The following is a 12,564-nucleotide window of genomic DNA, read 5'->3' as shown; positions in this document are numbered from 1 at the left end:
CGTATATGGCATTAGATCCACCCACGATGCTGACTATTTCAGTCGCTTTGGCCGCTGCGGCCGCCTTGTACCTGGCGATTGAATGGCGTAGTGTGCGCGAAACCTCATTACTGTACTGGAGTGCGGGTTTCGCCACGATTACGGTTGGTAGCACCCTGGCATTGTTGCGCGGGATCGGCTTGCTGTTCATCGGTATCTGGTTCGCCAATGGCTTGCTGGTGGTGGCCCACGTTTTTTTCCTGATCGGCGTGCTGCGCTTCACCCAGGAGCGCTTGTCACGTGCCTGGTTGATGATCGTGCTGGTCTGGTTCGCCTTGCTGCTGCTGCCCGTGGGCCCGCAGTGGTCGAAGGTGATGCTGATGGTCAACTCGTTGTTGGTGGCCTCGCTGACGCTCAAGGCCAGTTTCCTGCTGCGGCCACATGGTAAATCCCTGAGTGTCGGGGCCGTGCAGCTGCGCTATGTGTTGCTGATCCATGGGCTGTTCTATGTGGCCAAGGCGGCCATCGCGATCACGCCAGGCACGCTGATTGACCTGGCGACCTTTGGCGGGCTGATCATTCAGGTTTCGCTGGTGGAAGGCGCGATGGCGATCATGCTGATTGCCTTGTCGATGACCGGCACCGTACGTTACCGGCGTGAAGAGCGGATTGCCCGGCTGGCCGCCCGTGACCCGCTGACTGCGCTGTACAACCGGCGTGCACTGGAGGTACGGGCGGGGCATTTCTTCAAGGACGTGAGCCCGGCGCAACCTGGGGCATTGCTACTGATCGACATCGACAACTTCAAACTGGTCAACGACCTGCACGGGCATATCGCCGGCGACCGTTTGCTGATTGCCTTGAGCGAGATGATCCGGACGGCGCTGCCCGAGCGCTCGCTGGCGGCGCGATTGGGCGGGGATGAATTCGTCATCTTGCTCAGTGGCGCGAGCAGTGAACGGGTCATGGAACTGGGTAGTGGGCTGCGTGAGCAGTTCCAGCAGTACGCCGACAAGACGGTGCCTACGCCCCAGGCGGTGACCTTGAGCATTGGTGCCAACGTGTTCGACCAGCCGCCGGCGAGCCTGGCGGCGTTGATCGAGCAGGGGGATGTGGCGTTGTACCAGTCCAAACGTGGGGGGCGCGACAGCATTCGGTTTTTCGAGCGGACGGTGGTTGAACTCCGGCAGTGAGCGAATCACCTAGGTGGGTGAGCTCTCATGTAACCCATGTGGGTGATCCGTACAGACGCTCCCGTCACCCGGCCCCCGCGTTTGACGGGCATCCATGCCCGTCATCAGCAAAACAGCGTGGTCAGGTTGCCACCTGATAGCACGGTACATACGCCGCGCCGCCGGGCAGCTTCATCCGGTGCTGGTCGACAAATGCCTGCAGCAGCCGGCCCAGCGGGTCCAGTACGGCGCTGTCACCGTGGATCTGATACGGCCCGTGTTCCTCGATCAGGCGGATGCCTTTGTCCTTGACGTTGCCTGCGACAATCCCGGAAAACGCCCGGCGCAGGTTGGCCGCCAGTTCATGGGGCGGCAGCTCACGACGCAAGTCCAGGTCGGCCATGGCCTGGTGGGTCGGGTCGAACGGTCGCTGGAAGCTCTCCTCGATCTTCAGCAGCCAGTTGAAGTGGAAGGCATCGTTGCGCTCGCGGCGGAACTGCTTGACCGCTTTGAGGCCTTCGACCATGTGCCGGGCGACTTCCGCCGGGTCATCAATGATGATTTCGTACAGGCGATGTGCCGCTTCACCCAGCGTGGCGCCGACGAAAGCGTGCAACTGTTGCAGATAAGGCTCGGCGCTGCGCGGGCCGGTGAGCACCACCGGGAACGGCAGGTCGTGGTTGTCCGGGTGCATGAGGATGCCCAGCAGGTACAGGAACTCCTCCGCCGTGCCGGCACCGCCCGGGAAGATGATGATGCCGTGACCGACACGCACGAAGGCCTCCAGGCGCTTCTCGATGTCTGGCAGGATCACCAGTTCGTTGACGATCGGGTTGGGCGCCTCGGCGGCGATGATGCCAGGCTCGGTCAGGCCCAGGTAGCGGCTGCCATGCATGCGTTGCTTGGCGTGGGCGATGGTGGCGCCCTTCATCGGGCCTTTCATCACACCCGGGCCGCAGCCGGTGCAGACATCCAGCTTGCGCAGGCCCAGTTCGTGGCCGACCTTCTTGGTGTACTGGTATTCCTCGGTGCTGATCGAGTGGCCGCCCCAACACACCACCATCTTCGGCTCCACGCCCGGGCGCAAGGTACGCGCGTTGCGCAGCAGGTGGAAAACGTAGTCGGTGATGCCCTGGGAGCTTTCCAGGTCGATGCGCTGGCTGGCCAGCTCGCTTTCGGTGTAGACGATGTCGCGCAAGGCGCTGAACAGCATTTCACGGGTGCTGGCGATCATTTCGCCATCGACGAAGGCGTCGGCCGGCGCGTTCAGCAGCTCCAGGCGCACGCCGCGGTCCTGTTGGTGGATACGCACCTCGAAGTCTTTGTAGGCCTCAAGGATAGTCTTGGCATTGTCAACATGGGCGCCAGTGTTGAGGATTGCCAGGGCGCACTGGCGGAACAGTGTGTAAAGGCTACCGGTACCGACTTCACTCAGTTGCTGCACTTCACGTTGTGACAGCGTCTCCAGGCTGCCTTTGGGGCTGACGGATGCATTGATGACATGGCGTTGAGGCATCTAAGTCTTTCCTGTGCGGGTAAAACATCCTTCTTTGACACCACCATACCGAGAAATGTGGACGGCAACGAGGGGGGCTGTGAAAAACCTTGAGACCGGGCGGCCTGCTTCGCGAGTAAACCCGCTCCTATACAGGTACAGCGCAAGCCTTGATGGCGGTGCGGACCTGTGTAGGAGCGGGTTTACCCGCGAAGCAGCCAACCCGGTCTCCAGTCAGCCCAACAGCTTCTGCACCCCCAGGGTAATCGCCAACCCCCCGCCAACCAGCCACAGGTTGAGGATCGCCCCGGTCGCCAGCGCCCGTGGCCCGGCCTGGCGAATCTGGCTGAAGCGGGTCTCCATACCCAACGCCGTCATGGCCATGGTCAAGGCAAAGGTGTCCAGGCTGTTCACGGCCTGGGTCACGCTGCCAGGCAGCACTTGCAGCGAATTCACCAGTACCAGTGCCAGGAAGCCAAAAGCGAACCAGGGCATGGCAATGCGCCCGTTGCCCTGCGCCTGGCCAGCCTTGCGCGAACGGCTGATCCACAGGCCCACCACCAGCAGTACCGGCACCAGCAGCATGACCCGGGTCATCTTGACGATGGTGGCGATATGCGTGGCTTCGGGGCTGACATTACTGGCCGCGCCTACCACCTGCGCCACTTCGTGGACTGTGCCGCCCAGCAACAGCCCGGCGCCCATGGTATCCAGATGCAGCCAGCCGGCATTGATCGCCAGCGGGTAAAGGAACATCGACAAGGTACCGAACAGCACCACGCTTCCGACTGCCATGGCGCTTTTATGGGGGGCGCTGCGCAGCGCCGATTCAAATGCCAGCACGGCGGCAGCGCCGCAGATAGCGCTGCCGGCGGCGGTGAGCAAGGCGGTATCGCGGTCGAGCTTGAACACTTTCATGCCACACCACAGGCCGATCAGCAGGGTACTGGTGACTACCAGCACCGACACGATAAGCCCCGACCAGCCGACTTCGGCAATTTCCTGCAGGCTTACCCGCAGGCCAAAAAATGCCACAGCAATGCGTAACAGGCCGCGAGCGGAAAAATTGATGCCTGCCGCCCAGCTTGCCGGTACGCCGTCACGCAACGCGTTGCCATACAAGGCACCTGCGACGATACCCACGATCAGCGGGCTGATGCCCAGGTTGGCGATAGCGGGCAGGGCCGCCAGTTGAGTGACTGCGACCGCGAACAGCGCGACGAAAAGAATGCCATTGAGCCGCCCTCGGGTGGAGAGGGTAGGGGCAAAGGCAGGGTTGGACGGAACCGTGGCCATGTGAGTCCTCCGGAAAAGGTGTTTCGACAAGGCCTACGTTAATCTGGTTATAAGCTTATAAAAAATCGTAATTTAGGATGGCAAATATCCGAAAAGCTGATAATTTTCAAAAATGACCCCAGAACAGCTGATAACATTCGCCACGGTTGCCGAACACGGCAACATCAGCCATGCCGCTCAAGCCCTGCACCTGTCGCAGCCGGCGGTGTCCGGCCAGCTCAAGCTCTTGCAAGAGGCGTTTGGCGAACCCCTTTACCAACGTGCCGGCCGCGGCGTGCGGCTGACAGCGGCCGGTGAGCAGTTGCTGGCGCATGCCGAGCGCCTGCGCGAAACCTTCCGACAGGCGCAAGCATTGCGCGAGGCCATGCGCGGGCTGGAGCGCGGCACCTTGCGCATCGGCGCCAGTACCACGCCCGCCAGTTACCTGCTGCCTTACCTGATCGCCGATTTTCACGGGCGTCATCCGGATGTGCTGGTCAGCACCTCGCATGGCAACACGGCGGAGATCGTCGCCGCCCTGGACAGTGTTGATATTGCCCTGATCGAGGGGCCGCCCGGGCAGGAGTTGCCGTTGGGTACGCAAGTGACGCCGTGGCGCGAGGACGAGATCGTGGCGATTGTGCCCCGTGGGCATCCCCTGGCAAGCAGTGACCAGCAGACACTGGCGGCGCTCGGCACCTACCCCTTGGTACTGCGTGAAAGCGGCTCGGGTGTGCGGCAGATCGTCGAGCGGGCGTTTGCCCGTGATGGCGTGGCAATGCGAGTGGCGCTGGAGATCGCTGGCGTTGAAGGGGTAAAAGAGGCCGTCCGGGCCGGGATGGGGGTTGGCTTTGTGTCGGCGATGTCCATTCGTCATGAAGATGGGGCGCTGCACCGGCTGCAGGTTGCGCCGCAGGCGCTGGTGCGGCGTTTTTCCATTCTGTTGCCGCATGGGGCTACGCCTTCGCGGGCTGCCTCGCGGTTTCTTGAATTGTGTGTTGCCATGCAAGAGGTGGGTTGACTGTGCTGGCCTCTTCGCGGGCGTGCCCGCTCTCACAGGTTACAGCACAGATGTTGAAGACTGCGCTTCACCTGGACTGCCCCCCAAAATTTGAAAGCCTGCGCGCTCCGCTTGCTCAGCCGCTTCGCGCAATTGCGACCCTCTGACGGCGGTACTTGAGAGCGATGTTTGGGGGCTTCTGAGCAATGAGGATTGGCCAAATGGATCGGCGTCGGGGTCATTTTGCTCGTGCGATTAGCACGGTCAGGTCGTAGGTCAACACCGAACCGGTGCCGGCTACCTGCACAGCAATCGCGAGCGTGACCCAGCCGCAATCGTCTCGACGAGCGTGCTGTGAGACATTCATCACCTTTGCCGTCAGGCTGAGCCGATCTCTCGGCTTCACAGGTCGATGCATGATGAAGTTTTCAATGCGGTGCCCGGCCACGACATGCGTCACCGAAAACAGCGCATCACACAGCATTCGCTGAGCCAGTGCGAAGGTATGCACGCCGCTTGCACAATGTACGCCCAGGGGGCTGGAAAGCGCCTGAACAGGATCAGTGTGCATGTATAGCGGATCGTATTGCTTTGCGAAGGCGATGATTTCGTCTTGCGCCAACGCTTCATCTCGATGGTGTGTCCACGCCTGGCCGACAGAAAACTGCTCCCAGAACATTTCGCTGGCACTCATGGAAAGGGCCTTAAACAGGTGGGGTGACTATCCTGGATGCAGGGGCGAGAATGAAGCAATGCCCGCTTACCTCAGGTGTTGTGACCTCTCTGGGCGGTAATCCAAAACGTGTTGCAATAAAAAACAAGGGGCGTTGACACCTGGCACAGTGATATTGGTACGGTAGATCTTCTACGGGTGTGTCTGCTTTGCAAGGCAGCCTTTGGTATCGAGTTAGCAACGGAGCCCCAGATGGAGTTTTCTGCCCACAAAGGCACTACGTCGATCAGCCTCGTGCGGGACGCACTTCAAGGAGCAGAACTGCGTGGCCTGGATGTTGCTACTGTGCTCAGCCACGCGCATATTGATCCACGCCTGCTGGACCAGCGCTATGCCAGGGTACCTGCTGGTACGTTCTCCAGATTGTGGATTGCGTTAGCGGATTTGCTCGACGATGAGTTTTTTGCGGCAGACAGTCACCCTCTTCGCAGAGGTAGCTTCAAGCTGATGGCGCAGTTGGCCCTCGGCTGCGACACCATTGGACAGGCGCTCAAGCGGATTCTGGCGTTTCTCAGGACTGCCCTTGATGACATCTATGGGTCGGTGGAGTGCGATGGAGAGTATGCTGCAATTGTCATCCATGATCATGGTGAGTCGCGAAGGGCGTTTTGTTATGGTGCCTGGCTGGTCCTCGTGCACGGTCTGCTTTGTTGGCTGTGCGACAGGCGCATCCCTGTTTTGAAGTTATCGATGCGTCCTCCTCAGCCAGAGGACGACAGCGACTATCGAATGCGTTTTTGTGAGGAAATCGAGTGGCGGGCCGAGAGAACCTCCGCTGTTTTCGAGAAGAATGTTCTGGAGTACAAGGTTTGCCAAACGCTCAGCACACTGCCTTTGTTTTTGAAGGGAACGCCAAGTAACTTCCTTGTGAAATACCGTAACGACGACAGCACGAGCATTACGATCCGGCGGCGACTAAAACTGCTCTCTCCACACACATGGCCTGAACTCGATGAACTCGCACGCGACTTGAGCATGTCCAGTTCCACCCTACAGCGAAGGCTCTACGCTGAGGGTTTCACCTACCAACGGCTCAAAGATAATCTAAGGCGGGATATTTCCATCAGTCTGCTCTGCCGGGCAGGTATGACGGTGGATGGCGTTGCGTCAGAGGTTGGCTTCATTGAAACCAGTGCGTTCCACAGGGCATTCAAAAAATGGACGGGTATCACCCCTGGTGCTTACCGACGCTCGTTGCGTAGCCCTCGAGGGGACTAGTCCTCTGCGCTTGGGCTGATCACCCGCTGATTGAAGCCATCTGGTTTTCCAAAACTGCCCGTTCCGGTCAAGCAGAATGATGCCATTGGGCATGGTTGGCGCTTGCCATAAGGCCTACGATTTTTCTCGGGCGCCGTCTAGTTGGTGCCTCTCAACTCTCCCGACTCACACGCGGAACCATGCGTACCTGTGCGTGTGGTCGAGTTGTGCCAGATCGCTATACGTATGTGGACTTCAAAAACACAACAATAAGATTGAAGGAGACACGGTATGAGTGCTTTGAATATTTACACGTTGACCGAAGAGTCGAAGTTTAACCGCTTTCATGGAATTATTCTGTTCTGGTGCGTGTTAATTCTGATTATCGATGGCTACGACTTGGCAGTGGTGGGGGCTGCCTTACCGGCCATCATGGCCGATATGCAAATTGACGCAACCAGCGCCGGGGTAATGGCTGGCTCAGCATTGTTTGGGACAATGCTGGGCGCCATTTTTTTAGGCACATTGGCAGATCGAATTGGCCGGCCGAAAATGATCGCGATCTGTGTGGCGCTGTTCAGCGTTTTCACCGCTGCGGCAGGGTTCACTGACAGCCCGCTGACCTTCAGTATCATGCGCTTTATCGCCGGCTTGGGCATCGGCGGTGTGTTGCCCATCTGTACGGCGCAGATGGGTGAGTTCTCGCCCTTGAAAGTTCGCACCCGGCTGGTGACCATCGTTTTCGCAGGCTATTCGGTGGGCGGAATTCTGGTAGCCCTGACGGGTAAACAACTGATCGAAAGCTACGGTTGGCAATACGTGTTTTACGTGGCCGTCCTGCCAGTGGTTTTGATTCCTTTCATTCTCAAGTCAATGCCCGACTCTATCGGCTTTATGTTGAAGCAGGGTCGACAAGACGAGTTGAAAATCATCGCGCGTCGCCTTCGTCCTGACCTTGTGATCACGGATGACACGCAGCTCGTCGGCAATCCTCAGATTATCTCTGCTCAAGATAAGCCAGTACGAAGCCTTTTCCTGGAAGGCCGTGGATACAGCACGGTCATGATCTGGATGGCATTCATGACTGGGCTGTTCATGGTGTATGCGCTCAATTCGTGGCTCACCAAGTTGATGGCCATGGCGGGTTTCAGCCTCGGTTCAGCCCTGAATTTCGTCATCGTGTTCAACCTCGGTTCGATCTTCGGTGCAATTCTGGGTGGATGGCTTAGCGACAAATTCAGCATCAAACACGTCTTGGTGGTGTTCTATGTCGTGGGCGCGGTTGCACTCACGTTGCTGGGATATACCCGCTCCACCGAACTGCTCTTTGTCGTCGTGTTCATCGTGGGTGCCTCGACCCTTGGCACCCAGCTTCTGGCCTATGCATACGCCGGCGATTTCTATCCCTCCACCATCCGCTCGACTGGCGTCGGTTTTGCCTCGGGCGTCGGTCGCGTCGGGGCGATTGTCGCGCCTGTTTTGATTGGTGCCTTGGTGTCGATGGCGTTGCCGCTGGAGCAGAACTTCATGGCAATTGCGCTCGCCGGCCTGGTAGGGGCTGTTGCAGTGACCATGATCAACCAATCTCGCTCGGACTCGGCTGTAGTGAGGAAGAAGGCCACGGTTGCCCATGAGCTGACCTGACCATAATGCTGAGAGAAAGGTGCCAGGTATGCTTATTGATCGCTTGCGCAAATCACCGGTAGGTTCGGACGAAACTGCCCGTTTGATCGACTGGGCAATCGTCTCACGTCGGAGCATCAGGTCGTTCCTCCCAACCCCAGTTCCGCGGGAGGAAATTGAAGCGGTTCTGAACGTTGCTCGCTATAGCGCAACAGGCGTCAACCTGCAGCCCTGGAACGTGCATGTTGTTACCGGCGATATGAAGGCACGGTTGTCCGCAGCACTGACTGAGGTTGATGACCATCCGGCTGATGACCAACGCTTTTCTGATCCCTACGCGTATTACCCCAGGGAGTGGACATCTCCCTACATCGAACGGCGCAGGGAGGTAGGGTGGGGGCTCTATAGCTTGTTGGGCATCAGTCGAAGCGATAAACAAAGGATGCACGAGCAACACGGCCGGAATTATCGCTTCTTCGGGGCGCCTGTTGGCCTGTTCTTCACAATTGACCGCGTGCTTCAGGAAGGGAGCCTGCTGGACTATGGCATGTTCCTGCAAAGCCTCATGATTGCCGCACGGGGAAGAGGCTTGCACACCTGCCCGCAGGCAGCATTCCTTAAATATCACAGCATCATCACTGAAATGCTGGCAATACCGAAGAGCCAAATGCTCGTCTGTGGGATGAGCTTGGGTTATGCCGATGATGGCAGCATTGAGAACACGTTGGTTACTGGCCGTGAACCCGTGCGTGCATTCACGACCTTTCACTCAGAATAAAAAACCTGGCGTGCGCCCTGTCCAAGTTTAGCGCCGGGCAGGGTGATACTGTTTCGATCATTCCGCAAAAGCGGGCCTTCACCCATTTGTAGGATTGGCATTGCATGGGGCGCTTCGCTGCGCTCCATGTTCAAGCACACAACAAGAACAAGGTGCCTGTGATGTCTATTGCTTTAAAAAAATCGTTGGCTTGTTCAGCAGCATTGCTGGTCGCGCCTTATGCTTCTGCCGCGTTCGTGGAAGACTTCAAAGGCAGTCTCGAACTCCGTAACTTCTACTATAATCGCGATTTTCGCAATGATGGCGCCACTCAGTCCAAGCGCGATGAGTGGGCGCAAGGCTTTATTTTGAACTTGCAATCGGGTTTTACAGAAGGGCCCGTGGGCTTCGGTATTGATGCGATGGGCTTGCTGGGGGTGAAGCTTGATTCCAGCCCGGACAGAACGGGATCAGGGCTGCTGGCCTACGATTCCGACAGGCAGGTTGAGGATGAATACGGTAAGTTCGTGGCCACCGCCAAAGCAAGGATGGGTAAGACGGAGTTGAGGATAGGGGGGGTAAACCCTCTGATGCCTCTGCTCTGGAGTAATAACAGCCGCCTGCTGCCTCAGGTCTTTCGCGGTGGTTCGCTGACCGTCAACGACATCGATAAATTGACGGTAACGGCTATAAGGGTCAACGCCGTGAAGCAGCGTAATTCCACCGATTTCGAATCACTCACAGCCACGGGCTATGCCCCGGTTGAGGCGGATCACTACAACTACCTGGCATTTGACTTCAAGCCCACGAAGGACATGACCTTCAGCTTGCACGCCGCCGAGCTTGAAGACCTCTACACCTCCTACTTCGCCGGCATTAAAGTCATCAAACCGTTGGGGGAAGGCAATGTGATCGCGGATGTTCGCGTGTTCGATGCCAGCGAGACAGGCTCCAAAAAACTGGGTGAGGTGGACAACAGAACGCTGAGTAGCTACTTCGCCTACAGCATCAAGGGACACACCCTCGGTGGCGGTTACCAGAAGGCTTGGGGCGACACCTCGTTTGCGTTCGTGAACGGCACGGATACCTACCTGTTCGGCGAATCGCTGGTCAGTACATTCACTGCCCCTGAGGAGCGGGTGTGGTTCGCAAGGTACGACTTTGATTTCGCTGCGTTGGGTGTACCTGGCTTGCTGTTCACCACCCGGTACATGAAAGGTGATGATGTTGATCCTGATCTGCTGAAGAGCCGCCAAGCCGCTTCACTCCGCCTTAACGGGGAGGAGGGCAAAGAATGGGAGCGGGTCACTGATATCTCTTATGTCATTCAGAGTGGGCCGGCGAAGGGTGTTTCGTTCCAATGGCGAAACTCCACGAACCGCTCGACCTACGCTGACAGCGCTAATGAAAATCGCTTGATCATGCGTTACACCTTCAACTTCTGAATAGCGAAATGGGCCGGCCTTCTGGCGCCGGCCCACTTTTTGCCATTCACTCCCAATCGACGGGTTCGCTGTTTCCCGCCTGAATTGCACCAGGCGTTCGGACGCCTGCACCCCGCCGTTTCATCTTTTGCTGCGAAAGGCCAGTACCGATCAAGCCACTGCTGCCAGCTTGGCGCTGGTCTGCCGACGACGGTAGGCACTGTCTCGGCTCGCCAGCCACCAGTACAGCGGCGAGGTGATCGCCAACCCTACCAGCCACGACAGGTCAGCCCCGTTGATGTGCTCGGAAATCGGCCCGACGTACAGCGGGGTGTTCATGAACGGTATCTGCACCACGATACCCACAGCGTAGGCGATCAGGGCCTGCGGGTTGTAGCGCCCATAGATCCCACCATCGACCTGGAAGATCGACTGGATGTCGTAGTCACCTTTGTGAATGGCGTAGAAGTCGATCAGGTTGATCGCCGTCCACGGCACCAGCACCACCAGCAGTACCAGCACCATGTCAACGAAGTGGCCGATGAAGTCTGCCGAAGCGAACACCGCTACCACGCAGCAGGCCGACAGCACGATCAGCGACAGCACTGCACGGCTTTTGGCGGTGGGGATCCAGCGGTAGGCGAACGTTTGCACCAGGGTGATGATCGACAGCACCGCGCCATACAGGTTGAGGGCGTTATGGCTGATCACACTGAGCAGGAACAGCACCAGCATGATCGGGCCGAGCGTGCCGGTGGCCAGCTTGACCGCGTCCATGGTGTCCATGCCGGCCGGGATCGCCAGCACGGCCACGGCGCCGAAGATGAACGACAGGCTTGAACCCAGGGCCGAGCCCAGGTAGGTGGTCCAGAAGGTCGAGCTGACTTTGACATCTGCCGGCAGGTAGCGCGAGTAGTCCGACACATAGGGCGCAAAGGCGATTTGCCACAACGCCGCCAGCGACACGGTGGCCAGCCAGCCGGCCAGGTTGAAGCCGCCGCGGGTGAGGAAATCGTCGCTCTGCACATGGGTGAAGATGTAGCCGAAGCCAACCACGATACCGATACCCAGTACCCAGGTGCCAATGCGATTGAGCACGTGGATGAAGCGGTAGCCGATGATGCCGATGATGCCTGAACCCAACGCACCGATGACGATGCCCACCGGTACCGGAACGGCGTCGACCACGCCATGCAGTGACTTGCCGGCAAGGACGATGTTGGAAGCGAAGAAACCGATGTACATGACGCCGGCGATCACCACCACCAGCAGCGCGCCGAGGGTGCCGAACTGGGCGCGGCTCTGGATCATCTGCGGAATGCCCATTTGCGGGCCCTGGGCCGAGTGCAGGGCCATCAGCACCCCGCCGACCAGGTGACCGACGAGGATGGCGACGATGCCCCATACCAGGTTCAGGTGGAACAGCTGCACACCCAGCGCGCCGGTGACGATGGGCAACGGCGCGATGTTGCCGCCGAACCAGAGTGTGAACAGATCCCTTACCTTTCCATGGCGGTCTTGCGGGGGCACGTAGCCGATCGTGTGTTTTTCTATCAGGGGTGCCGAATTGGCTGCACTGGTCATGACTGACTCCAAGGCAAGGTAGGGCATTGGGAACTGCCCGGGGGCGTGCCGGCGGTGGGCGACGCGTTCTTGTTGGAGCGATGATGAGGGGCGCGGGGATAACGAGAAATTAGTAAATATGTGCCCATAAGCGTTAAAAAAACTAAGGCTGACAAAAGCTTAAGCGGGTGACGGTAGCAAGGAGAGTGCCAGCTGGCTGAAGGCCTTGGGGTAGAGGGGCGGCGGGGGTGGCAACCGGATCACGGTGGGCTGGGTTGGTGCGATGTGCGCGTTTTCAGGGCAGATGAAAGGTTGCCTGGGCCGGCCTCTTCGCGGGGTTAAAACC

The 12,564-nt window shown here is 58.7% G+C and carries 10 protein-coding genes; 6 read left to right on the top strand and 4 right to left on the bottom strand.

The genetic code is table 11. From position 1 onward, the window contains the following. Nucleotides 1–26 precede the first annotated feature (26 nt). Entirely contained in the window at nt 27–1,172 is a 1,146-nt protein-coding gene (locus AC3WLP_RS00050; protein WP_003256096.1) for a GGDEF domain-containing protein, read from the top strand. 121 nt (nt 1,173–1,293) lie between these two features. Here AC3WLP_RS00050 and ppnN read toward each other — a convergent pair whose 3' ends face one another. Both ppnN and AC3WLP_RS00040 read right to left on the bottom strand, forming a co-directional pair. Beyond that, nucleotides 1,294–2,667, bottom strand: coding sequence for a nucleotide 5'-monophosphate nucleosidase PpnN (ppnN, locus tag AC3WLP_RS00045; protein ID WP_003256095.1), 1,374 nt, complete (start codon nt 2,665–2,667; stop codon nt 1,294–1,296). Nucleotides 2,668–2,880: 213 nt separating this feature from the next. Continuing rightward, entirely contained in the window at nt 2,881–3,942 is a 1,062-nt protein-coding gene (locus tag AC3WLP_RS00040; protein ID WP_003256093.1) for a YeiH family protein, read from the bottom strand. Nucleotides 3,943–4,054: 112 nt separating this feature from the next. Between AC3WLP_RS00040 and AC3WLP_RS00035 the strand changes: the two genes are divergently transcribed. After that, nucleotides 4,055–4,942, top strand: a complete 888-nt coding sequence (locus tag AC3WLP_RS00035) for a LysR family transcriptional regulator (protein ID WP_003256092.1) — start codon at nt 4,055–4,057, stop codon at nt 4,940–4,942. 217 nt (nt 4,943–5,159) lie between these two features. On the opposite strand, the gene AC3WLP_RS00030 is transcribed toward AC3WLP_RS00035, so the two are convergent. Next, nucleotides 5,160–5,615: a MaoC family dehydratase gene (locus AC3WLP_RS00030; RefSeq protein ID WP_004577493.1), complete on the bottom strand. Its 456-nt coding sequence runs from the start codon at nt 5,613–5,615 to the stop codon at nt 5,160–5,162. A gap of 231 nt (nt 5,616–5,846) precedes the next feature. Here AC3WLP_RS00030 and AC3WLP_RS00025 point away from each other — a divergent pair, with 231 nt between their 5' ends. The 4 genes from AC3WLP_RS00025 (at nt 5,847) to AC3WLP_RS00010 (ending at nt 10,676) form a co-directional block, all read left to right on the top strand. After that, the gene (locus AC3WLP_RS00025; RefSeq protein ID WP_004577492.1) at nt 5,847–6,872 is read left to right on the top strand and encodes an AraC family transcriptional regulator; all 1,026 of its coding nucleotides are present in this window, start codon (nt 5,847–5,849) and stop codon (nt 6,870–6,872) included. A gap of 270 nt (nt 6,873–7,142) precedes the next feature. Next, entirely contained in the window at nt 7,143–8,495 is a 1,353-nt protein-coding gene (locus tag AC3WLP_RS00020; RefSeq protein ID WP_014756263.1) for an MFS transporter, read from the top strand. A gap of 28 nt (nt 8,496–8,523) precedes the next feature. After that, entirely contained in the window at nt 8,524–9,252 is a 729-nt protein-coding gene (locus AC3WLP_RS00015; RefSeq protein WP_012051997.1) for a nitroreductase, read from the top strand. A 104-nt stretch (nt 9,253–9,356) separates the two neighbouring features. Next, nucleotides 9,357–10,676 carry an OprD family porin gene (locus tag AC3WLP_RS00010; RefSeq protein WP_003256081.1) on the top strand — a complete coding sequence of 440 codons (1,320 nt, stop codon included), beginning with the start codon at nt 9,357–9,359 and terminating at the stop codon, nt 10,674–10,676. A gap of 150 nt (nt 10,677–10,826) precedes the next feature. Here the strand turns inward: AC3WLP_RS00010 and AC3WLP_RS00005 are convergent, their stop codons facing one another. Further along, complete coding sequence (locus AC3WLP_RS00005) at nt 10,827–12,239, bottom strand: purine-cytosine permease family protein (RefSeq protein WP_012051999.1); 1,413 nt, start codon at nt 12,237–12,239, stop codon at nt 10,827–10,829. Nucleotides 12,240–12,564: the final 325 nt, after the last annotated feature.

This window comes from Pseudomonas sp. FW305-E2, from assembly GCF_058782925.1.
Note: the sequence above shows the minus strand (reverse complement) of the source record. Positions and strands in the feature narration are given on the sequence as shown.